This window comes from Stenotrophomonas sp. 220_Sma (assembly GCF_056487375.1).
Map to the genome: position 1 here is coordinate 3,743,510 of NZ_CM151348.1, position 23,222 is coordinate 3,766,731.

A 23,222-nucleotide genomic window follows, 5' to 3' on the forward strand; every position below is an offset into this window, starting at 1 on the left:
GACGCGCTCCGTTCGCCGCCGCGCGGAAGCCGCGCGAGTTCTGGCGTGGGGAATGGAAATGCTTCATCGACTGGTTCCTTGCTCGCCGCCCTGCCCGCGTCACGCCGGCAGCTTGAAGTCGGCGACCGAACGACGCAGGTCGGCCGCCAGCTGCGCGAGATGACCGATCGATTCGGCGGTCTGCCCGGCACCCTGCGAGGTCTGGCCGGTGATCTGCCGGATCACGCCCATGGTGCGGGTGATGTCCGAGGCCGCAGCCGACTGCTGCTGGGCGGCGATGGAGATGTTCTTGATGAGGGTGTTCAGTGCATTGGACACGCGCTCGATTTCGGTCAGTGCGGTGCCGGCGTCCTCGGCCAGGCGTGCACCGGACACCACTTCGGCGGTGGTCTGTTCCATCGAGGTGACCGCTTCGTTGGTATCGGCCTGAATGGCCTGGACCAGGTTCTCGATGCGTCGGGTTGCGCCCGAGGTACGTTCTGCCAGGCGCTGCACTTCGTCGGCCACGACCGCGAAACCGCGGCCCGCTTCACCGGCCGAAGCCGCCTGCACCGCCGCGTTCAATGCCAGGATGTTGGTCTGCTCGGAAATGTCGTTGATCAGTTCCACGATCGAGCCGATTTCCTGCGACGACTCGCCCAGGCGCTTGATGCGCTTGGAGGTTTCCTGGATCTGGTCACGGATCTGGTCCATGCCCTGGATGGTCTCGCGCACCACGCCGGCACCTTCGGCAGCGATCACCACCGAGCGCTGTGCCACGTCGGCCGACTCGGCCGAGTTGCGCGACACCTGTTCGATGCTCGCCGCGATTTCACCGATGCGGTCCGAGGCCGAGGTGATCTGGTTGGCCTGGTGGCCCGCCGCCTCTGCCAGCTGCATGGCGGTGGCCTGGGTTTCCTGGGTGGACAGCGCGACCTTGGCCGAGGTGTCGTTGATGGTGGTCACCAGGTGGCGCAGCTCGTCCACCGCGTAGTTGATCGCGTCGGCGATGGCGCCGGTCATGTCCTCGGTCACCGAGGCCTTCACGGTCAGGTCGCCCTCACCCAGCGAGGAGATTTCGTCCAGCAACCGCATGATCGCCTGCTGGTTGCGGCTGTTGAATTCCACCTGTGTCTGGTAGCGCAGTTCCTGCTCGCGCGAGCGGCTGCGCACGTTGGTGGAGACGAAGCCGATGATCGCGATCAGCGACAGCGCACCGGACACCACGCCGATCCAGAAGTTCGGGAACAGGCGGGTATCGGACACCGAGCCGAACGAGGAGAACGCCTCGAACAGCTTGCGGCTGTCGTCCAGCATGTGCGCCGACCCCTGGCCCAGCGCGGTGGCGGCGGACTGGGCGGCGAACAGCTGGCGCGAGCTGGCCAGGATCGCATCGGCGTCCTGCTTCATTGCCTCCCACTTCTGCTGCGACTGCTCCAGCGCGGCCACGGCGGCGGCACCGCGCACGGCGGTGATGCCCAGTTCCTCGTTGCCGTTGCGCAGGCCGTCGAGCACCTGCGAGAACACGGTAATGTCGCGTGCCAGTGCATCGCCCGAGGTGGCAGCGGCGCTGCCACCGGCACGCATTTCGGTCACGCGGCGGGCCATCGAACCGGCCACCACGACCTGCTGCAGTGCGCTGTACACCTGCGACGACGGCGCGCCCGAGGCGGACATCGCGCGCACCAGCTCGTTCAGCTGGGCCTGCAGGCCCGGCACCGCACCGGTGAAGTTGTTGGCATTGCCGGCCAGCGCCAGCACGGCGGGCTCGCTGGCGACCAGCTGCCCGGCCTGCTTGCCCAGCGGCGCCCAGGTCTCGGCCAGGGTGGCGATCGCACCGGACACGCCCGGTTCCTTGCCGTAGCGCCCCTGCAGGGTCGACACGTTCTGTTCGATCGCGTTGCGGGTGGCCTTGAAGGCGGTGAACGCCTGCGCGTTGCCGCCCACCGCATCACGGCCCTGGTTGGCCAGCTGCTGTGACAGCACCTGCAGGTCGGCCGCCTTGGAGCCGGCATCGGCCAGGCGACTGCCCTGCCAGGTGGCGACGCCGGTGTTGACGCCGAACAGGATCATCGATGCCAGCAGCAGGAACAACCAGAGGTTGCTGCCGCCCAGCCGCAGCTTGCCGGTCTTGGTGGCGTCCGAAGCAGTACTCATCGTTCAACCTCGATCTTCAATGCAGGGGGCGATGCCCGGCCTCAGGCCGCGGCTTGCCGGAATTCAGGGGTACGCGACAGCAGCGAGAGCGAGAACACGCCCCAGTCGTGGCCGTCGGCGTGGAAGGCGCGATCGACGAAGTGGCCGTAACGTCCTTCGGCCAGCGTGCCGGCCGCGATCTGCTGGTCCAGTTCGAAGCTGCGCTGGCCGAACAGTTCATCGATGGTCAGCGCGACGTCGCCACCCGCCTGGCGCATGATCAGCACGCGCTGGCCTTCCTGCTGCACGGTACGCGTGCCTTCCAGGAAGTACTTCAGGTCGACCACCGGGAACAGGTTGCCGCGCAGGTTGCCCACGCCCAGCAGCCACGGCTGCGCGCACGGCACCGGGGTGACCGGTGGCATCGGCACGATTTCCACCACTTCGCGGAAATCGGATACCAGCCGGCGCTGGCCGACGCGGTAGCCCACGCCACGCCAGAGGTCCTGGGCGAACTGCCGCTCGGGCAGCTGCACCGCATGGGCCAGGCTGCGCCGTTCATAGGCTTCGAGGATGTCGAAGGGCGAGCGCATCAGGCCACCAGTTCGTTGATCCGCGCGATCAGTTCATCCTCGCGCGGCGGCTTGACGATGTAATCGGCTGCGCCCTGGCGCAGGCCCCATGCCTTGTCGGTTTCCATCGCCTTGGTGCTGACGATGATCACCGGAATGTGCTTGATCGCCGCATCACGGGCCATCGCACGGGTGGCCTGGAAGCCGCTCATGCCGGGCAGGACCACGTCCATCAGCACCAGCTGCGGCACCTGGTCGCGGACCAGCTGCAGTCCATCCTCGGCGTTGTCCGCTTCCAGCACCTCATGGCCGGCACGGCGCAGCCACTGGGTGAACACCGCGCGGTCGGTCGGTGAATCCTCGATCAGAACGATACGAGCCATTGTGCCTTTCCCCCTGGTCAGGCGTTGACGTATGTGCGGATGGCACCCAGCAGTTCTTCACGCGTGAAAGGCTTCGTCAGGTACTGCTCCGAGCCGACGATGCGTCCCCGCGCCTTGTCGAACAGGCCATCCTTGGACGACAGCATGATGACCGGGGTCGCCTTGAACAGCTGGTTGCCCTTGATCAGCGCACAGGTCTGGTAGCCGTCCAGGCGCGGCATCATGATGTCGACGAAGATGATCTGCGGTTGCTGGTCTGCGATCTTCGCAAGCGCTTCGAAGCCGTCGGTGGCGGTGACCACCTCGCAGCCTTCGCGCTTGAGCAGCGTTTCCGCAGTCCTGCGGATGGTCTTCGAATCATCGATGACCATCACCCGGAGTCCTGCGAGTTCCCCGCCCGCAGTCGTGTTTTCAGTCATTGCCTATCCCCAAGCGCACGGCCCGATCTCTGGCGGGGGCCGCTACGAAAGCGTATCTATATCGCACTTTCCGCGCCCGCTTCAAGGCCGCCCCATGGCGCAGGGCATGGCACCCTCCTGAACGTGACGGGTTTCGCAATGCGTGCGCGACCGCCGGGCGGACGCTGCGTTGCAGTACGGCGGGGAGGCGCGCGACCGGCGTTGCCGCTACCATCAACGCCTTGCCAGACAGGTGCGCCCATGCCGTTGAACGTCATCGTGGTGATGGACCCCATCGCCCACATCAAGATCGCCAAGGACACCACCTTCGCCATGTTGCTGGAAGCCCAGCGCCGCGGCCATGCCCTGCACTACGTGCGCCCGGGCGGGTTGGCCCTGGAAGGTGGCGTGGCGGTGGCCCAGACCGCACCGCTGCAGGTGCGCGACGACCCGGCCGGCTGGTATGAGCTGGGTGCGTTCAGCCGTACCGAGTTCGGTCCCGGCCAGATCGTGCTGATGCGCAAGGACCCGCCGGTCGACGCCGAGTACATCTACGACACCCAGGTGCTGGATGTGGCCGCCGCTGCCGGTGCCTGCGTGGTCAACAACCCGCAGGGCCTGCGCGACTACAACGAGAAGCTGGCCGCCCTGCTGTTCCCGCAGTGCTGCCCGCCGACCCTGGTCAGCCGCGACGCCAAGGCGCTGAAGGCCTTTGCCCTGGAACACGGCCAGGCGGTTCTGAAGCCGCTGGATGGCATGGGCGGCCGCTCGATCTTCCGCAGCGGCCAGGGCGATCCGAACCTGAATGTGATCCTGGAAACCCTGACCGACGGCGGCCACAGGATGGCGCTGGCACAGAAGTTCATCCCCGACATCACCGCCGGCGACAAGCGCATCCTGCTGGTCGATGGCGAACCCGTCGACTACTGCCTGGCGCGCATCCCGCAGGGTGATGAATTCCGCGGCAACCTCGCCGCCGGTGGCCGCGGCGAAGGCCGCCCGCTGAGCGAGCGCGACCGCTGGATCGCCGCCCAGGTCGGGCCGGAGATGAAGCGTCGTGGCATGCGTTTCGTCGGCCTGGACGTGATCGGTGATTACCTGACCGAGGTCAACGTGACCAGCCCGACCTGCGTGCGCGAACTGGACGCACAGTACGGGCTGAACATCGCCGGCACCCTGTTCGACGCACTCGAGGCCGGCCTGCGCTGATGCCGTCCGCACCTGCCGTACTGCCCCCGCCGCCGCGCGAAGCGCAACGGCTGGGGGCGACCATCGCGCTGTCGGTGCTGGTCCACGCCCTGCTGATCCTGGGCGTGGGCTTCGCCGTGAAGGGCGATGCGCCGCTGGTGCCGACGCTGGAAGTGATCTTCAGCCAGACCCGCACCGCACTGACGCCGAAGCAGGCTGATTTCCTGGCCGCAGCCAACCAGGAAGGCGGTGGCGAACACGACCGCGCACAGCGTCCGCGTGACAACCAGGCCGGCATCGTGCCGCAGGCCCAGTCCGGAATCAGCCCGATTCCGCAGCAGCAGCAATCGGCCGCACCGGTTCCGCCGCCGCAGGCGCGGGTGGTCAGCAGCCGCAATGGCGAAGAGGTGGTCGCGCAGGCACAGCCCCGGCCCACGCCGGATCAGCCCGAACCGGACGCGCCGCTGAGCGCGCGCGAGCAGCGCGATGTGGAAATGGCCCGCCTGGCCGCTGAAGTCCATCTACGCTCGGCGCAGTACGCCAAGCGCCCGAACCGCAAGTTCGTGTCGGCCAGCACGCGCGAATATGCCTATGCCAACTACCTGCGTGCCTGGGTCGATCGCGCCGAGCGCGTCGGCAACCTGAACTACCCGGACGAGGCCCGGCAGCGCCGCCTGGGTGGCCAGGTGGTGATCAGCGTGGGTGTGCGCCGCGATGGCAGCGTGGAAAGCAGCCGGATCCTGCGTTCGAGCGGGACGCCGTTGCTGGATGAGGCGGCGCTGCGGGTGGTGAAGCTGGCGCAGCCGTTCCCGCCGTTGCCGAAGACCGAGGATGAGATCGATATCCTGCAGGTCACCCGCACGTGGGTGTTCCTGCCGGGCGGCACCCTGCACGACGACCGGTAGGGTTTTGGTGCCCGGGCCTGCGGCCCGGGACCCGCAGAGGCGACGGCCACAACCGAAGCAACAGCAGAAGCGGCGGCGGAGATGTCGGACCTGGCGGGGCGGTGTGGGCTTGCAGGACACGCCGTAAACCCGTCCATGGGGGCTCGATGGCGCCATCCATGGCGCCAACGGTCCTGCCCAGCCACCCGCCCCACCTCTGACAGATCCCGGCGCATCGCGTCCCGCTCCGCTGTTGGTAGGTGTCGACCTTGGTCGACACACATCCACGCTACGCGTGGATGCGAGCGAAGCGATCCGCTTTTGACTTTGACTTTTCTTTTTTTTTTTTGATTTTCCGTGGCGGACGCACACGGAAACTGTCAGAGGCCGGGCGGGTGGGCTGCGCAGGGGCGTGAGCCGCATGGGCCCGAGGCATGCCTCGGGCGGGTTGGGCAGGACGCCCAACCCCGGTCTTGCCGTGTGCGCAGGACAGCGCACACGGGCAAGCGGCGACCGAGCTTACAGGGACGTACTTGCAGCGCCCCCTGCGCAGCCCACCCGCCCGGCCAAACCAGGGCTTTTGATCTACGCCCCCCCGCCACGAGGGGCTCAGCCGTTGGCCTTCGCCTTCGCCTCGCGCGCGGCCTGTTGCTCGACCAGGGTCAGTGCCACGTTGTCACGCAGGTACGCCGGCTCGACCTTCTCCGGTGCGATGGCTTCGCCGCGCGCGAAGGCCGGCACCGCGAGCGCCAGCACGTCCGATGCCCGCGGCAGCGCAGTGGCATCAAAGCCGCGCAGGCCAGCGCCCAACTGCGTAACAAGCGCACCCTCGGCCGCACCCAAACCGGTACCAACGCCGTAGGCGGACAGCCCTTCCGGCAGCGATACCGCAGCGGGTGCGCATACGCGCTCGGCATCACGCGCCACCGGCAGGCCGTCCACGCGCTCGAAGCGGGCAACGTAGAGTTCGCCCATCCGCGCATCGATCGCCGACAGGATCTGCGTTTCCTCGGCCGGTGCCCGCAACGCCAGCACCTGCAGCGTCGAGACCGGCAACAGCGGACGGTCCAGGGCCAGCGCAATGCCCTGGGCAATCGCGATCGCAAGACGCACGCCGGTGAACGCGCCGGGGCCGCGACTGAGCGCGATGCCGTCCAGCTGGCGGCGGCTGATGCCGGCGTCGGCCAGCAGCGCCTCCGCCCACGGCAGGCTCAGTTCGGCGTGCCGGCGCGGGGCGATCTCGAAGCGTTCCAGCACCTGCCCATCGACATGCAGGGCAACGGAACAGGCTTCGGTGGCGGTTTCAAAGGCGAGCAGTTTCATCGGATCGGGTCAGAACAAGGGGAACGTGGCACCGGGCGCCGGCTCAGGGCCGGTCGCAACAGCGACTGGGGCAGCCGCATCATCGGACACGGGCGCCCATTGTGGCGTAAAGAAGGCCTGCACATCGGCCAGGCTGCGGGTACGCCGGAACGGCGGCAGCGAATCGAGGAAGACCCGGCCATAGCCCCGGTTGAGCAGGCGCGGGTCGCACAGTACCAGCACGCCACGGTCGCTCTCGCTGCGGATCAGGCGGCCGACACCCTGCTTCAATGCGATCACCGCCTGCGGCAACTGCTCGTCGCGGAACGGATTGCCGCCCTGGCTGCGGATCGCCTCCAGCCGCGCCTCGTACACCGGATCGTCCGGCGCCGCGAACGGCAGCTTGTCGATCATCACCACGCTCAGCGCTTCGCCGACCACATCCACGCCCTCGCGGAAGCTGGCCGAGCCGAGCAGCACGCCATTGCCGGATTCACGGAAGCGCTGCAGCAGCGTCGCGCGTGGCGCCTCGCCCTGCACGAACAACGGCCATGGCCCGTCGCGCAACGCCTCGGCCGCCTCACGCAGGGCGCGATGCGAAGCAAACAGCAGGAATGCCCTGCCCTGCGAGGCCTGCAACACCGGCCGCAAGGTCTGGATCAGCGCAGTGCCGAAACCACGCGCGGCCGGATCAGGCAGGCCTTCGGGCAGGTAGCACAGCGCCTGCTCGGGCCAATTGAACGGGCTTGGCTGGACCAGCGTGTGCGGATCGTCCAGGCCCAGGCGGGTGGCGATGTGATCGAAACCACCGCCCACGGTCAGCGTCGCCGAGGTGAAGATCCATGCCGCGCGACTACGCTCACGATGCTCGCGCAACGGGCCGGATACATCCATCGGCGTGCGCTGGCAGCGGAAACCACGTGGCGTGAGCTCGTACCAGAGCACATCAGCCGCGCTGGCTGTGTCCGCCGGATCGGTATCGAAGTCGAGAGTGGGCTCGTCATCGCCCAACCAGCGGCTGAGCCGCGAGACCGCCTCACGCGCCCGCGCATGGCAGGCATCCAGGCCGGCCGCTGCTTCGCGCAGCGGCTGCAGTGCCTGCTCCAGCATCACCAGGCCCGCCATCACCGTATCGAAGCCGTCGCGCACCTGTGACATCGCCAGCGCGCGCCATTGCGTGCCACGCGGCGGCAGTCCCTCCATCGCCGAACGCAGCGCCAGCAGCGCCTGCTGCAACTGGTCGACCGGTTCCTGCAGCGCCGACTGCGCGCCGCCCACACCGCGTGCTTCAGCCAGGCAATCGCGCCCGAGCTCCTGCCACGGGCGCATGCCAAAACCCTCGCCGAAGAACTGCGCGGCCAGTTCGGGCAACTGGTGCGCCTCGTCGATGACGAAGGCCTGGGCGCCCGGCAGCAGTTCACCGAAGCCATCCTGCTTCAGGGCCAGATCGGCCAGCAGCAGGTGATGGTTGACCACCACCACATCGGCAGCCTGTGCACGCTGCCGCGCACGCACCACGAAGCAGTCATCCCAGAACGGGCAATCGGTGCCCAGGCAGTTGTCGACGGTGGAGGTGACCATCGGCAGCAATGGGGAGTCGTCGGCCAGCCCGTCGAGCTCGGCGATGTCACCGAACTCCGAGCGACCGGACCAGGCCAGGATGCGCTGGAACTGCGCCGCCTGTTCAGGGCTGGAAAAACGCGGCTCGCCGCGCGCCTGCTGCAGGCGATAGCGGCACAGGTAGTTCGCACGCCCTTTCAGCAGCGCACTGCGCAGGCCGACCCCGAGTGCCTGGCGCACCCGTGGCAGATCGCGGTGGTAGAGCTGGTCCTGCAGCGCACGGGTGCCGGTGGAGATGATGGTACGCAGCCCGGACAGCAGCACCGGCACCAGGTAGGCGAAGGTCTTGCCGGTACCGGTACCGGCCTCGGCCAGCAGCAGATCACGCTGCTGCAGCGCATCGGCGATGGCTTCGGTCAGGTGCAGCTGTGCCGGACGCGGGACGAATGCATCCAGGTGCGAGGCGAGCGCGCCGCCGTCGCTGAGGGCTTCGCGGCTGGCATGGACAAGGTCGGACATCAGAGGGAAAGGATACCCGGCCGGGCGCTGCCCGGCACCCGTTTCAAGCCGGAGCCAGAGCACCAGCAACGGCAACGGCGGTCATGGCTCTGGGTTGCACCGAGGGCTGGCAGGGGACTGTGGGTTTGCGGGGACGCCGTAAACCCGTCCCTGGGGGCTTGGCCGCGGCATCCATGCCGCGGACACCCCGCAAACCCACAGTCCCCTGCCTTCGACAGTTTCCCGGTGACGGAGGCACGCGCTTCGTAACGTCGAGCTTGCTCGACTGGGATGTCAAAAGCGGTGGAGGGAACGGGGAAAAACGATGAATTACCGCGAGTGCGCGCAGCGTGCGACCCGCTTTTGATTTTGATTTTGTTCTTGCCTGCGGCCCGCGCGATGTATGGCGGGCCGGGTGGGTGGGGCGTGCAGGACCGTTGGCGCCATGGATGGCGCCATCGAGCCCCCAGGGATGGGTTTACGGCGTGTCCTGCACGCCCCACCCACCCGGCCCATCACCCGCATCCATCAGTGCGCGCGCGCCGCAGAGGGGGCAGCGCCCGATGGAGTGGAATACCTCAGTACCGCTTGATCCCCGGCACCGTGCAGCCTTCCAGCTGCGCATGCGCGGACACCGCGTTCTCCTTCTCGCCGCGCGCCAGACGCGACTGCTCGATCGTCGCCCAGTGCCGGCGGCACAGCGGCCCGGTCTTCGAGCCCAGATCCACCGCCTTGCGCGCGAACGTCTCAGCCTGTGCCCATTGGCCCTGCAACAGCGCCAGCTCGGCACGCTCCTGCAGCACCGCCGGGTCACCGGCCACGATTTCCAGCGCGTGGTCCAGGCTGCTGGCGGCACCGGCCAGGTCGTTGGCCTGGCGCTGCGTCTGTGCGGTCACCCGCAGGTCTTCCACCTGCGAATCACGCAGCGGCTGCACCGACAGCTCCTTGTCGTCCGGACCTGCGGCCGCATCCACCGCAGCCAGGCGCTGTGCCGGCGTGGTGGTATCAACCGGCGGCTTGGCCACCGGCGGTGCGCTGCTGACGCAGGCGGCCAGGGCCAGGCTGAGGCCGGTCAGGGCCAGGGGCTGCAGCAGGGATCGCATGTTCATCGGCATCATCGGCTCGGGGGAGGAGTGGCGGCGGCGGGCGCCGCAGCAGGTTCAGCAGGCGGCTCAGGCTTGCGTTCCAGGCCGAACCAGCTACGCCAGCCACCGCCCTCGCCTTCGGCACCCTGCCCGTCCGGCGACACCGCCGGCGCACACGGTGCATAGGCCGGCGCGTAGCCCACCACGAACGGGAAACGACGCGCGCCCGGACAGCCTTCATCCGTGCTGTTGAGTCCGGTCGGCGCCACCGACTGCCAGTCCAGGCCCTTGTTGCTGACCCGCAGCGGCGCACTCGGCAGGCGCTGGAAGATGCCCGACCAGACCCGCATCGCGCCGGTGGCACCGTACAGGCCGGCCTGCTCGTTCTGGTCGTTGCCGATCCAGATCACCGCCAGATGATCGCCGGTGTAACCGGCGTACCAACTGTCACGGCCATCGTTGGTGGTACCGGTCTTGCCGGCCGGCTGCAGGCGGCCGAGGCCATCGGCGTTGAGCCGCTGCGCGGTGCCGCTGGCAACCACCTGCTGCAGGCCGACACTGATCAGGTTGGCGGCAATCGAGTCGCCTTCCTGGGCCGGTGCCGGGGTCTTGTCGTAACGCTTGAGCAGCTTGCCCTGCGGATCGAGCACGCCACGCACCGCATGCAGCGGCTGGATTTCGCCACCGGACGCGAGGAACTGGTACAGCTGGGCCATCGCGTACGGGCTCTGGTCGGTCGAACCGAGAATCACCGCCGGATTCGCCTCGGCCTTGATGCCGGCCAGCACGTGGATCAGCTGGGTCACGCGCTCGGGGCCGACCTGCATGCCCACGCGCACCGTGGCCTGGTTGTAGGAATGCGCCAGCGCGTCGATCAGGCGCACGGTGCCGTGGCTGCGGTTGTCGGCATTGCCGGGATTCCAGTTGCGGCCGCGGCCGAGCTGGACGGTCACCGGTGAATCGTCGACCCAGCTGGCCAGCGAGTAGCGGTCCGGCTGCGCCAACGCGAGCAGGTACACGAACGGCTTCAGCAACGAGCCGACCGGGCGCTGTGCCTCGATGGCGCGGTTGAAGCCGACTTCGGACACTTCACGGCTGCCGATTACCGCCAGCACGTCACCGTTGTGCACGTCGGTCAGCACCATGCCGGCCTGCAGTTCGGGGCGACGCTTGCTCTCCAGCGACTTGATGGTGCGGGTCACCGCGCCTTCGGCATAGGCCTGCGCGGACGGCGACATGCCGGTCATCACGCTCAGGCCGGCGCCCTGCAGGGCAGATTCCGGATAGTCGTGACCCAGTTGGCGGCGGACCAGATCGACATAGGCGGGGAAGCGGTTGGCGGCAACCAGGCCCGGCGTCTTGGGCACGCCCAGCGGGGCCTTCAACGCACGCTGGTACTCGGCGTCATCGATCAGCGTGGCTTCGTGCAGTTTGCCCAGCACGAAGTTGCGGCGATCCAGCGCGCGTTCCGGATTGCGCCGCGGGTCGTAGAAGGACGGGCCCTTGACCAGGCCGATCAGCAGCGCGATCTGCTCGGTCTCCAGCGACTGCAGGTCGCGACCGAACCAGAACTCGGCGCCAGAGGACATGCCATGGATGGCCTGGCTGCCACGCTGGCCCAGGTACACCTGGTTGAGGTAGGCCTCGAAGATGGTGCGCTTGTCGTAGCGCGCTTCCATGATCAGCGCGTAGAGCACTTCGTTGAATTTGCGGGTAACCGTCTGCTCCTTGCCGATGCCGAGCAGGCCGCTGCGGGCCAGCTGCTGGGTCAGCGTAGAGGCGCCCTGGCGGCTCTGGCCACCGGAGCGGATGGTCACCCACACCGCACGGGCGATGCCGGACAGGTCGATGCCGTGGTGGCGGTTGAAGTCCTTGTCCTCCACCGCCTGCAGGCCGGTCACCAGCAGGTCCGGCGCCTCGTCCATGCGGATCAGGCGGCGTTCTTCCTGCTTCTGGCCGTACAGGGTGGCGATGCGGGCCGGGTCCAACCGCGCGGCCTTCAAGGCCTTGCGGTTGTCGGCGTCGCGCAGCGAGGCGACCGCACCATCGGCCAGCGACAGCTCGAGCCGGCGCGGGGCAACCCGGCCATCGACGTCGTTGTAGCCGCGGCTGGAGATGACGAAGCGCCCGCCGTTCACCGCATAGGTGGCCGGCTCCTTGCCCTGGCCGTCATCGCGGTAGGCGGAGGCGGCCAGCTCGGTCTTCAGCGTGGACGCATCCATCGCCTTGCCGGGGGTGAGCACCAGCGGGCGCGCGTAGACGCGCGTCGGGATCTGCCAGCGCAGCTCGCCGAAACGCTGGGTCACCTGCTGGTTCAGGTACAGCGTATAGGGAATGAGGAACCCCAATCCCAACGCGACCGCAGCCATGCTCCAGGTGATCAGCCGGCGCCGCCACAGCGGGCCGTTGTCCTGCTGGTCGTCGTCGTCGAAATCGTCGATGTCGTCGGAATCGTAGCGTCGGGGCACGGGAATGCGAGAATGTAGGGTCTGGCGAGTCTACCCCAGCCGCTGCGGCTGGCGAATTCTCCCGGGTTCCCCTGCTTAAGCTGGAGTTGCAACCGGATGGCGATGTCCCTGGCCGAGATCCGATACCTGATCAACCGCCTCACGGGCCTGGCCCGCCGGAGCCTGGCCAGCCTGCGTACCCGTGGGTGGCGGGCGACCTGGCAGCGCATCCGCGTGCATACCCAGCGCGCCGTTCCCGCGCCGCGAACGCCGCTGTTCCTGCCGCCGGCACAGGATTTCGCCCCCTTCACGGTGCCGTTCAGCGAAACGCCGGAAGTGAGTATCGTCATCCCGGTCTACAACCACGTCGGCCATACCCTGGCCTGCCTGCGCGCCCTGGCGGCACATCCGCCGCTGGCGGCGTGCGAGATCCTGGTCGTGGATGACGGCAGCAGCGACGCCACCGTGCAGTGGATGCCGCAGGTCGCCGGACTGCGCTATGAGGTGCGCGAGCACAACGGCGGCTTCATCGAGGCCTGCAACGATGGCGTGTCGCGCGCACGCGGCCGCTATGTGGTGCTGCTCAACAACGATACGGTGCCGCAGCCGGGCTGGCTGGATGCCCTGCTGGACACGTTCGCCAGCACACCCGACGCCGGCCTGGTCGGCAGCCAGCTGCTGTACCCGGATGGCCGCCTGCAGGAATCAGGGGGTGTGATCTTCGCCAACGGCAGCGGCTGGAGCTACGGCCGTTTCGAGGCGGCGGACGACCCACGCTTTGCCAGCCTGCGCGACGTCGACTACTGCTCCGGCGCGGCGCTGATGCTGCCGCGCGCCCTCTGGCAGCAGCTGGGCGGCTTCGATACCCGTTACAAGCCGGCGTACTACGAGGACACCGACCTGGCCTTCCGCGTTCGCGCCCAGGGCCTGCGTGTGCTGGTGCAACCAGCCAGCCGGGTGATCCACGATGAAGGCACCAGCAACGGCACCGATACCGGCAGCGGTGTGAAGGCCTACCAGGTGCGCAACCAGGCCATCTTCGCCGCCCGCTGGGCCACCGAGCTGGCCCGCCATCCGGCGGTGGGCGAAGTGCCGTCACCCGCGCTGCTGCTGCGTGGCCGACGCCAGGTGTTGATCCTGGACGAGGAAGTACCCCAGCCGGATCGCGATTCGGCGTCACTGCGCCAGGTGAACCTGATCCGCCTGCTGCTGCAGGGCGGCGCTCATGTGGTGTTTGTTCCCACCCGCCGCGAACATGGCGGTGCCGCCACCGAAGCACTGCAGCGGATGGGCGTGGAAGTCTGGTATGCGCCGTTCCTCGATGGCGTCGCCAGCTGGCTGCGAACGCACGGTGCGCGTTTCCACGTGGCGCTGCTGGTCCGCCACCATGTCGCCCACGAGTGCCTGCCGCTGCTGAAGCGCTATGCGCCGCAGGCCCGCACCGTGTTCGACACCGTGGACCTGCACTACCTGCGCGAACGTCGTGGTGCCGAAGTCGCCGGTGATGCCGGGTTGCTGCGCGCCGCCGAGCGCACCCGCGCCAGCGAGCTGGCGGTGATGGAGCAGTGCGACGTCACCGTGCTGGTCAGTGCCGCCGAGCGCGAGCAGCTGCAGGCCGACGCCCCTTCCGTGCAGGTGGAGCTGATCTCCAACCTGCACGACGTCGCCGGCGCGGGCAAGCCGTTCGAACAGCGCCATGATCTGGTGTTTGTCGGCGGCTTCCGCCATCCGCCGAACCTGGATGCCATGGAGTGGTTCATCGGCGAAGTCTTTGCCGGCATCCGCGCCCGCCTGCCCGAGGTACGCCTGCACTGCATCGGTGCCGCCACACCGGAATCGCTGCTGGCATTGGCCGCACGCCAGCCCGGCGTGCAGATGCACGGTTTCGTCGAGGACATCACGCCCTACATGGACGGCGCACGCATTTCCATCGCGCCGCTGCGTTTCGGCGCCGGCGTGAAGGGCAAGATCAACCTGAGCATGGCCCATGGCCAGCCGGTGGTAGGTACCACCTGCGCCGTGGAAGGAATGCACCTGCACCCGGGCCAGGACGTGCTGGTGGCGGATGATGCGGCGGGCTTCGCCGATGCGGTGGTCCGCCTGTACCAGGATCCGCAGCTGTGGCAGCAGTTGTCCGACGCCGGCCTGGCCAACATCGCAGAGCACTTCTCCCTCGACGCTGCCCGCGCGACCGTGCAGCGGGTGTTCTTCACCTAATCCGGGCGACCGCCGGCGCGGCGCAGGCGGTCTTCGAACGCCGGCAGCTCGGCCAGGTCCGGTTGCAGCAACCGGGCCTGTTCGGCGGCGTGTGCCGCGAAAGCCAGATCGCCGTTGCCGAGCCGTTCGCTGCCGATCGCCAGCCAGCGCTGGGCCAGGCGCAGGCGTGCCGAGGGAAGCCCGGCCGCGGTCGGCGACAGGGTCTGCCACGCCTGCAGGCAGGCACCTGCGGCCTGCACGCGATTCTGCCGCAGGTTGTCGTCGAAGCAGCGGCGACTGGCGGGCAGCAGCCGCGCTGCGGCAGCCTTCACCCGTGCATCGCGTGGCGCCAGTGACTGCGCTTCGCGCAACGCGTCGAACGCACTGTGCCCGGGGGGGCTGATCCATTGCCCGGCACGTTCGGCGCGCTCGATCCTGCGCAGGTGGTCGCGCAGTTGGCGCTCGCGCTGCGTGTTGCTGACCGCCGGCTGCTGCAGCGCCTTCTGCGCCTGTTGGGCGCGCTGCAGGCGTTGCGCGAGCTGCTGTTGCGCCGCCGGCGAAGCACCCAGTTCCGCTGCCAGTGCGGCATCGGCCTGCGCCGCTTCGAACTGGAAATCGTCGGCCTGCTTCTGGCTGCGTGCCAGCACCGCCTGCAAGGTCTGTTCGCGGCCGCGCTGGGCACTGGAATCATCAACCGCCACTGCCAGCACGGCGAGGAATCCCTTCGCTGCGGATTCCAGCTGCCGACGCTGCAAGGCGCGCTGGGCCTGGCGCAGGCGCTGGTCGACGGCCTGTGCCAATGCTTCCTGGCTGGCGGGCAGATCGGCGTGGCCGGCATCGAACTGGCGCGCACGCTGCAGCATCTCGGCTGCCTCGGCCAGCTCGCCGCGCCCGGCCAGGATGCGGGCCTGCTGCAGCAGATCGCTCAGTGCGTCCTCGCGACCTTCCAGCGCCGGCAGATTGTCCGGCTGCAGTACCAGGATGCGCTGGAACAGGGGCAGCGCGCTGCTGTCACCGTCGTCCAGCCGGCCCGCTGCAAAGGCGTTGCGCGCCTGCGCCAGCAGTGCACCGATGCCGGCGCCTGCGCTGCGCCGGGCCTGCAGCTGGCGTGCCACGGCGTCCGCATCGCCCTGCGGCACCTGCAGTTCCCGGGCCAGTGCCAGCGCCTGCGCGCTGCCTTCGAGGTCGTTGGCCTGCAGTTTTTCGCTGGCCTGCTGCAGGGCCGCGGCGCCGGTACGGGCCAGCCCCTCACGGGCCTGCGGACGATCACCATCCAGCGCCAGCACGGCCTGGTAGCGCTCACGCGCACCACTGCCATCGGCGGCACTCAGCCGCCCGGCCGCCAGTGCGCGATCGCCTTCGGCCAGCAACTGTTCAATCTGAGGCTCATCCCAGAACCAGTCGGCCAGCGGCTTGCGCAGCAGCACCAGCAGCACGAACACCGCCAGCGCCGCGACCAGCGCCCAGCGCCACACCCGGCGCGCGTGACGTGCCTGCAGCCACCACCAACGGCCTTCGCGGCGGACGCGGTCCAGCGCAGGATGTTCAGCGCCATGCGGGCGATGCGGAGGCTCGCGTTCCATGCGTGCAGGGTAGCCGGGGCAGCGTGAAGCTCAGCCGAGGCGACGCGCCTCGCTCACGCCGGGCAGCGCATCCAGCTTGCCCAGCAGGGTCGACAGCTGGCCGTAGTCGCTCACCTTCAGGCGCAGGCGCAGGTGGGCACGGCCACTGTTGCGCACGTTGTCACTGTGGATGTCGAGCACGTAGGCGTCTTCCTGGGCGATCAGGTTGGTGATGTCCTTCAGCAGCCAGCGGCGGTCGACCGCAGTGACCACCACGTCCACTTCGTAGCCGCCACCGGCCTGGCCCCACTCCACCGGCAGGATGCGCTGCGGGCTGGTGGCTGCCAGCCGGGCCAGCGCGGCACAGTCTGCACGATGCACGGTGACACCCCGGCTACGGGTCAGGTAGCCGACGATCGGTTCACCGGCCACTGGCTGGCAGCAACGCGCCAGCTGCACCAGCAGGTTGCCCACGCCCTGCACGGTGAACTTGGACTTGCCCAGGTTCTCGCGGCGCGCGGTCGGCCGCGGCAGGGCTGGCGCAGGCGCCGGCTGGCTCGCTGCACGTTCGGCTTCCAGCAGGGTACGACTGACCTGGTTCGGGCCGGTGTCACCCAGCGCCACCTGGATGTAGAGGTCGTCAACGCTGTCGGCATGGAACTTCTTCGCCGCCACCGCCAGATCAGAATGCTGCAGGCCCAGACGCTTCAGCTCGCGCTCGAGCAGTTCGCGCCCGGCCTGCACGTTGCGCGCGCGGTCCAGCTTGTGGAACCAGCTGCGTACTTTTTCGCGCGAGCGGTTGCTGGCCAGGAAGCCGTTGGCCGGCATCAGCCAGTCGCGGCGCGGATCGGCCTCCTTGCCGGTCAGGATCTCGACGCGATCGCCGCTGCGCAGGCGGTAGGTCAGCGGCACGATACGGCCATTGACCTTCGCACCACGGCAGCGGTGGCCCACCATCGTGTGCACCTGGTAGGCGAAATCGAGCGGCGTGGCGCCCTGCGGCAGGTCCAGCACCTCGTCCTTCGGGCTCAGTGCATAGACCCGGTCCTCGGTCAGCTCGGCATCGAGCGCCCCGGCCAGTTCATTGCCCTGCCCGTCCTGCGCCTGCTCCAGCAGCTGGCGCATCCAGGTGATCTTGCGGTCGAAGGACTTCTCCGCGCCCTTGCCGCCTTCCTTGTACTTCCAGTGCGCGGCCACGCCCAGCTCGGCCTGCGAATGCATCTCGTGGGTACGGATCTGCACTTCGATGGTGCGCCCTTCCGGGCCGACCACGGCGGTATGCAGCGAGCGATAGTCGTTGGCCTTGGGCCGGGCGATGTAGTCGTCGAACTCGCTGGGCACCGGCGCCCACAGTGCATGCACCACGCCCAGCGCGGCGTAGCAGGCGGCGACATCGTCGACCATGACGCGCACCGCACGGATGTCGTACAGCTGGTCGAACGCCAGCCGCTTCTTCTGCATCTTCCGCCAGATGCTGTAGATGTGCTTCGGGCGGCCACTGACCTCGGCCTTGATGCCCTGCGCGACCAGTTCGCGCGACAGCACCTTCTTGACGTTCTCGACGTAACGCTCGCGGGCGATGCGGGTTTCGTCCACCTCCCGCGCAATGCGCCGGTAGGTCTCCGGTTCCAGGTGGCGGAACGCCAGGTCCTCCAACTCCCACTTCAGCTGCCAGATGCCCAGACGGTTGGCCAACGGCGCATGGATGTCGCGGGTCAGCTGCGCCAGCGCGCGGCGTTGCTCGTCGTCCAGCTTGTCGGCCGCGCGCATGCGCGCCAGCTGCCGCGCCAGCAGGATGGGCACCACGCGCAGGTCACGGATGATCGCCAGCAGCAGGCGGCGCAGGCCCTCGCTGTTGCGCCCGGCCTCACGTCCGGCATGCAGTGCCCAGACCGGGTCGGCCGCATCCTGGCCATCCAGCAGGCCGATCACTGCGGCCTTGTGGTTGCCCAGCGGCAGTTGCTCCAGGCTGGCGCGCAGGCCGGGCAGATCGAACAGCAGGGCCGCGACCACCGCGCCTTCGTCGGCCGAGAGCATCGCCAGTGCGTCGAGGGTGTCGCCCAGCACCGACCAGCTGGCGCGCATCTGATGGTCGCAGTCCGGCGCTTCCCAGTGCCCGCGCAGGGCCTGGCGCAGCGGAGCAGGCAGCACGGCTGCCGAGGGGCGGTTCAACAAGGCATCCAGGCCGGGGACGGAAGCGCGGTTCACAGCATCGAGCAGGCAAGACAGAGGCCCCTACACTAGCGCCGGCGCCGTTCAGGGACAATCACCGCGGCCACCATCACCCGGCATGAAGACATGCCGCTACACTCGCGGGCAAACCCAGGAGAGTCCCGACATGTCCTCGATCGTCCCGCGTTTCCGCCTACGGCTGCTGGCCTGTGCCGCACTGTTGCTGTCCCTGTCGGCGCCTGCGCTGGCCCAGCGCGTGGTGGAGGGTGACCTGCAGCAGCAGATGTCACCGGCCGAGTTCAAGGCGGCCGGCCTGGACAAGCTCAACGCGCAGGAACTGGCCACGCTGAACCGCTGGCTGCAGGGCAAGGTCGAAGCGGCCACCACCCAGGCGGTTGCGGCCGTACGGGAAACGGCGCGCGAGGAAGGCCGTCAGGAAGTGATCGTGAAGAATCGCGGCTTCTTCGATTTCGGCAGCAGCGAGCCGATCACCGGCGTGCTGCAGGGCGAGTTCCGCGGCTTCGGCAAAGGCCGCGTCTACGTGCTGGACAACGGCCAGGAATGGGAGCAGACCGATGCAAGCACCCTGGCCGGTGTGCGCAAGCAGTCCCCCGCCGTCAGCATCAAGCCCGGTGTGATGGGCGTGTGGTACCTGAAGGTCGACGGCGTGAACACCCAGCCGAAGGTGCGCCGAACCAAGTAACGCCGTGACGTTGCTGCAGAGCCGAGCGTGGGCTCGGCTCTGCAGCAACGACGTCACGCCTGGCGCAATGCAGTCACCCGCTGCGCCAGCTTCTTCGCCGAGATGCCGGTGCGCGCACCCAGCTCCTGCGCGAACAGTGACACCCGCAGCTCTTCCAGATCCCAGCGCAGCGCCTGCCATTGCGGGCGCTCGCGCAGTCCCTGCTGCTCACCCACGTCCAGCGCTTCCAGGAACGGGTGCAGTTCCAGCATGCGTGCCTGGTCACGTGGCGGATCACGCTTGGCGCGCTCTGTGCGCAGGATCATCGCCTTCAGATAGCGCGGGTACTGTGCCAGCGCGTCAGCCGGCGTATCGCGCAGGAAGCCGGGATGGATCAGCCCGACCAGCTGCGCTTCCATGTCGTCCAGATTGCCGCGCGCCCAGCCCATCAACGGTGCTTCCAGCATCGGCTTCAGTTCCGCCACCAGCGCCAGGATGGTTTCGGCCAGCTTCAGCCGCGACATGGCCTCGCCAAACAGCGCCTTGGCCGCGTGCTCACGACGCTGCTCGAAGGCTGCCGCATCGCGGATGTCTTCCAGGCCCTCGGCCAGCACCGCGTTCATCGCCGCATCGACCAGGTCACCACGCAGGCGCTCCTGCGACTCGATCGCCGCATACAACAGGCCGGTCTTGGCACCAACCGGCAGCTGCTTGCGCGCCTGCTTCACCTTCTCGGCCAGGGCAATCTCCAGCAGCCGGCGCACGCCCAGCGGATGGGCCTCCAGCGCCTGCTGGCGATCGGCGAAGATGCGCAGCGCCACGTTGTCGCCCTCGTCCAGCAACGCCGGATAGGCCGGCACGCCCGCTTCACCGGGTACCTGCAGAGGAATCGGCGTGGCCGGGAACGTACGCAGGCCATCGGCGGCCATCTCGCGCCCGGCGCGTGCAGCGAACGCATCGCCGGCACGACCACCGAATTTCGCGCGCAGTGCGTCCAGATCGCGCGAGGTCGCCAGCACCTTGCCCTGCTCGTCGCGCAGCCGCAGGTTCATGTGCAGGTGCGGTTCGATCGAACCAGGCTCGAAATCGAGCGCGGTCACCGTTGCGCCGGTCGCACGTGACAGGAAGCGCGCCAGTTCGCCGGTAATGGCATCGGCGCTGGGCTGCGGGAACGCCTCGTAGAACGCGCGGCCGAAGTCCGGTGCCGGCACGTAGTTGCGGCGCATCGCCTTGGGCAGGCTGCGGATCAGTGCCGAGGCCTTGTCGGCGACGAAACCCGGCGCCAGCCAGCCCAGTTGCACCGGGTCCAGCGCGTTGAGCAGATGCAGCGGCACGTCCAGGGTGACGCCGTCGTCGTCGGCTCCCGGCTCGAAGCGGTAATGCAGTGGCAGGCGCGCCTGGCCCAGCGGCAGGTACTTCGGATAGCGCTCCTGTTCGCTGCCCTCACCCGGCAACAGTTCGACCAGCGACCAGTGCAGGGTCTTGCGCTGTTCCGGCGCCAGCCCCTTCCACCAGGTATCCAGCCCCGCGGCCGAATGGATCTGCGGCGGCACCCGGTCCAGGTACCAGCGCGCCTGCCAGTCCTCGTCGGCGACAATGCCGGCGCGGCGCAGCTTGGCTTCTTCTTCGCGGGCGACCTCCAGCACTTTCTGGTTGTCCGCCACGAAGCTGGCGCGGGTGTTGATCTCGCCGGTCACCAGTGCCTGGCGCACGAAGATGTCGTGCGCTTCGCCCGGCGCGATGCGACCGTAGTGCACCGGCTTCTTCGGCGCCAGCACCAGGCCGAACAGGCTGATCTGCTCGGAGGCCAGCACCTGGCCCTGCGCGCGCGACCAGTGCGGATCGAAGTGCTTGCGCAGCAGCAGGTGCGGCAGTTCGGCGATCACCCAGTCCGGCTCGATCGCCGCCAGGGTCATGCCCCACACCTTCTGCGTATCCAGCAGGTTGGCCACCAGCAGCCACGGCGGCGGCCGCTTGGACAGCGCCGAACCCGGGAACGGCAGGAAGCGACGCTGGCGCGGCGCCTGGAAATCGCCCTTCTCGGTGCGGTGGCCGATCTGCGTCGGCAGGCCCGCCACCAGCGCCCGATGCAGGGTCTGGTACGCAGCGGCACGCACGCGCTCGCTGAAACCGCCGCCCACCGGCGCCTGTTCCTTCTGCGCACGCACGGCTACCGGCGCCGGTACGGCCTCGGCCTTGCCTTCGCGGGCCAGGCGCGCGGCACGGTGCAGCTGGCCTCGGGTGGCTTTCACTGCGGCGGCATCATCACGCGCCGGGGCCGGTGCGCTGCTGCCGGCCAGCAGCGGTGCCATCGAGGCCTCGTTGGCTTCTTCCTTCCAGCCCAGTTCCTCGCACAGCAGGCGCAGTTGGCGATGCAGCTCGCGCCACTCGCGCATGCGCAGGAAGCCAAGGAAGTGGCGGCCGCACCAGTCACGCAGCTTGGACTGGGTCAGGTCTTCGTGGGCCTGCCGATAGGCATCCCACAGACGCAGCACGCCGACGAATTCGGACCGCCCATCGGCGAACTGCGCATGCGCGCTGTCGGCCGCGCCACGCGCTTCGGGCGGGCGCTCGCGCGGGTCCTGGATGCCCAGGAACGAGGCGATCACCAACATCGGCCGCAGGCAGCCGGCAGCCTGCGCGGCCACCAGCATGCGCGCCAGCTTCACGTCCACCGGCAGGCGTGCCATCTGCTTGCCGATGGTGGTCATGCGCCGCTCGGCGTCGATCGCGCCCAGTTCGGTCAGCTGCTGCCAGCCATCGGCCACCGCACGCTCGTCCGGCGCTTCCAGGAACGGGAACTCTTCGATGCGGCCCAGGCCCAGCTGCAGCATGCGCAGGATCACCCCGGCCAGGCTGGAGCGGCGGATTTCCGGATCGGTGAACTCGGGCCGCGCCTGGAAATCGGCCTCGGCATACAGGCGGTAGCAGATGCCCTCGGCGATACGGCCGCAGCGGCCCTTGCGCTGGTTGGCGCTGGCCTGCGAGATCGGCTCGATGTGCAGGCGGTCCAGCTTGTTGCGCGGGCTGTAGCGCTTGACGCGGGCAAAGCCCGGATCGACCACGTAGCGGATGCGCGGCACCGTCAGCGAGGTTTCCGCCACGTTGGTGGCCAGCACGATGCGCCGGTTCGGTCCGGGGTTGAACACCCGGTCCTGGTCCTGGTTGGACAGGCGCGCGTACAGCGGCAGCACCTCGGTATTGCGGTACTTGCGGCGTTCCAGCGACTGGTGCGCATCGCGGATCTCGCGTTCGCCCGGCAGGAAGATCAGCACGTCGCCGCGCGCATCCAGACGGGTGATTTCGTCGATGGCCGACACGATGGCGTCATTGACGGTACGTTCGCCCTGGTCTTCGCCCTCGCCTTCCAGCGCGCGGTAGCGCACTTCCACCGGGTAGGTGCGGCCTTCGACACTGATCACCGGCGCATTGTCGAAATGCTGGGCGAAGCGTTCCGTGTCGATGGTGGCCGAAGTGACGATCAGCTTCAGGTCCGGGCGCTTGCGCAGCAGCTGCTTCAGGTAGCCCAGCAGGAAGTCGATGTTGAGGCTGCGTTCGTGCGCCTCGTCGACGATGATCGTGTCGTAGTTCGACAACCAGCGGTCACTGGCGATTTCCGCCAGCAGGATGCCGTCGGTCATGAACTTGATGCGGCTGTCTTCGCTGACCTTGTCGTTGAAGCGCACCTGGTAGCCGACCAGCTGGCCCAGTTCGCTCTGCAGTTCCTGCGCCACGCGGCTGGCCACCGCACGTGCGGCAATCCGTCGCGGCTGGGTGCAGCCGATCATGCCGGCCTGGCCACGCCCCGCAGCCAGGCACAGTTTCGGCAGCTGGGTGGTCTTGCCCGAGCCGGTTTCACCAGCGATCACCACGACCTGGTGGTCGCGGATCAGCCCGATGATGGCGTCGGCTTCACGCGCAATCGGCAGCTGCGGGTCCAGAGTAATGGACGGCTGCTGCTGCGCCCGTGTCATCCGGCGCTGCACCGACGCCTGCAAGGCCTGCTCGAAAGTGGCGGCCAGTGCCGCATCCTGTGGCTTGGCCTGGCAACGCGAGAGCATCCCCAGCAAACGGCCCCGGTCGCGGCTCATGGCGCCGTCGATGGCGGCGCGCTGTTGGCGCAGGCGGGGCGATGGATTTTTATCGATAGAGTTCATCAATCGGTTCGTTCAAAACTT

At 68.5% G+C, this 23,222-nt stretch carries 15 protein-coding genes; 4 read left to right on the forward strand and 11 right to left on the reverse strand.

The genetic code is table 11. From position 1 onward, the window contains the following. Nucleotides 1-99: 99 nt before the first annotated feature. From ACZLIB_RS17535 to pilG, 4 genes are read right to left on the reverse strand one after another with little or no spacing between them, the layout of a single operon-like run. Nucleotides 100-2,136 (reverse strand): methyl-accepting chemotaxis protein, encoded by a 2,037-nt coding sequence (locus ACZLIB_RS17535; RefSeq protein WP_032130100.1) that lies wholly within the window; start codon nucleotides 2,134-2,136, stop codon nucleotides 100-102. A 41-nt stretch (nucleotides 2,137-2,177) separates the two neighbouring features. After that, nucleotides 2,178-2,708 (reverse strand): chemotaxis protein CheW, encoded by a 531-nt coding sequence (locus tag ACZLIB_RS17540; RefSeq protein WP_005410716.1) that lies wholly within the window; start codon nucleotides 2,706-2,708, stop codon nucleotides 2,178-2,180. Further along, complete coding sequence (locus tag ACZLIB_RS17545; RefSeq protein ID WP_005410717.1) at nucleotides 2,708-3,070, reverse strand: response regulator; 363 nt, start codon at nucleotides 3,068-3,070, stop codon at nucleotides 2,708-2,710. The genes ACZLIB_RS17540 and ACZLIB_RS17545 overlap by 1 nt, the downstream gene beginning before the upstream one ends. 17 nt (nucleotides 3,071-3,087) lie before the next feature. Further along, nucleotides 3,088-3,489: a twitching motility response regulator PilG gene (gene pilG / locus ACZLIB_RS17550; RefSeq protein WP_005418455.1), complete on the reverse strand. Its 402-nt coding sequence runs from the start codon at nucleotides 3,487-3,489 to the stop codon at nucleotides 3,088-3,090. Nucleotides 3,490-3,729: 240 nt separating this feature from the next. Here pilG and gshB point away from each other — a divergent pair, with 240 nt between their 5' ends. Together gshB and ACZLIB_RS17560 are read left to right on the forward strand one after the other, a co-directional pair. Continuing rightward, nucleotides 3,730-4,677 (forward strand): glutathione synthase, encoded by a 948-nt coding sequence (gshB, locus tag ACZLIB_RS17555; protein ID WP_012511876.1) that lies wholly within the window; start codon nucleotides 3,730-3,732, stop codon nucleotides 4,675-4,677. Beyond that, nucleotides 4,677-5,561, forward strand: a complete 885-nt coding sequence (locus ACZLIB_RS17560) for an energy transducer TonB family protein (protein ID WP_478468261.1) — start codon at nucleotides 4,677-4,679, stop codon at nucleotides 5,559-5,561. The genes gshB and ACZLIB_RS17560 overlap by 1 nt, the downstream gene beginning before the upstream one ends. 588 nt (nucleotides 5,562-6,149) lie before the next feature. Here the strand turns inward: ACZLIB_RS17560 and tsaB are convergent. From tsaB to mrcB, 4 genes are all read right to left on the reverse strand, one after another. After that, the gene (gene tsaB / locus ACZLIB_RS17565; protein WP_478468263.1) at nucleotides 6,150-6,863 is read right to left on the reverse strand and encodes a tRNA (adenosine(37)-N6)-threonylcarbamoyltransferase complex dimerization subunit type 1 TsaB; all 714 of its coding nucleotides are present in this window, start codon (nucleotides 6,861-6,863) and stop codon (nucleotides 6,150-6,152) included. A gap of 9 nt (nucleotides 6,864-6,872) precedes the next feature. Beyond that, the gene (locus ACZLIB_RS17570) at nucleotides 6,873-8,921 is read right to left on the reverse strand and encodes an ATP-dependent DNA helicase (protein ID WP_478468264.1); all 2,049 of its coding nucleotides are present in this window, start codon (nucleotides 8,919-8,921) and stop codon (nucleotides 6,873-6,875) included. A 557-nt stretch (nucleotides 8,922-9,478) separates the two neighbouring features. After that, nucleotides 9,479-10,018: a hypothetical protein gene (locus tag ACZLIB_RS17575; RefSeq protein WP_080355139.1), complete on the reverse strand. Its 540-nt coding sequence runs from the start codon at nucleotides 10,016-10,018 to the stop codon at nucleotides 9,479-9,481. Next, nucleotides 10,015-12,453, reverse strand: coding sequence for a penicillin-binding protein 1B (gene mrcB / locus ACZLIB_RS17580; RefSeq protein WP_478468265.1), 2,439 nt, complete (start codon nucleotides 12,451-12,453; stop codon nucleotides 10,015-10,017). Before mrcB ends, ACZLIB_RS17575 begins: the two co-directional genes overlap by 4 nt. Before the next feature lie 96 nt (nucleotides 12,454-12,549). On the opposite strand from mrcB, the gene ACZLIB_RS17585 reads away from it, so the two are divergent. Continuing rightward, the gene (locus ACZLIB_RS17585) at nucleotides 12,550-14,649 is read left to right on the forward strand and encodes a glycosyltransferase (RefSeq protein WP_049400496.1); all 2,100 of its coding nucleotides are present in this window, start codon (nucleotides 12,550-12,552) and stop codon (nucleotides 14,647-14,649) included. Here the strand turns inward: ACZLIB_RS17585 and ACZLIB_RS17590 are convergent. After that, nucleotides 14,646-16,211: a coiled-coil domain-containing protein gene (locus tag ACZLIB_RS17590; protein WP_478468267.1), complete on the reverse strand. Its 1,566-nt coding sequence runs from the start codon at nucleotides 16,209-16,211 to the stop codon at nucleotides 14,646-14,648. The genes ACZLIB_RS17585 and ACZLIB_RS17590 overlap by 4 nt on opposite strands. 30 nt (nucleotides 16,212-16,241) lie before the next feature. Beyond that, entirely contained in the window at nucleotides 16,242-18,398 is a 2,157-nt protein-coding gene (locus ACZLIB_RS17595) for a RelA/SpoT family protein (RefSeq protein WP_032130198.1), read from the reverse strand. 130 nt (nucleotides 18,399-18,528) lie between these two features. Between ACZLIB_RS17595 and ACZLIB_RS17600 the strand changes: the two genes are divergently transcribed. Then, nucleotides 18,529-19,065, forward strand: a complete 537-nt coding sequence (locus tag ACZLIB_RS17600) for a hypothetical protein (protein ID WP_032130197.1) — start codon at nucleotides 18,529-18,531, stop codon at nucleotides 19,063-19,065. Between the two features lie 53 nt (nucleotides 19,066-19,118). Here the strand turns inward: ACZLIB_RS17600 and hrpA are convergent, their stop codons facing one another. Then, nucleotides 19,119-23,201, reverse strand: coding sequence for an ATP-dependent RNA helicase HrpA (hrpA, locus tag ACZLIB_RS17605; RefSeq protein WP_478468269.1), 4,083 nt, complete (start codon nucleotides 23,199-23,201; stop codon nucleotides 19,119-19,121). Nucleotides 23,202-23,222 lie beyond the last annotated feature (21 nt).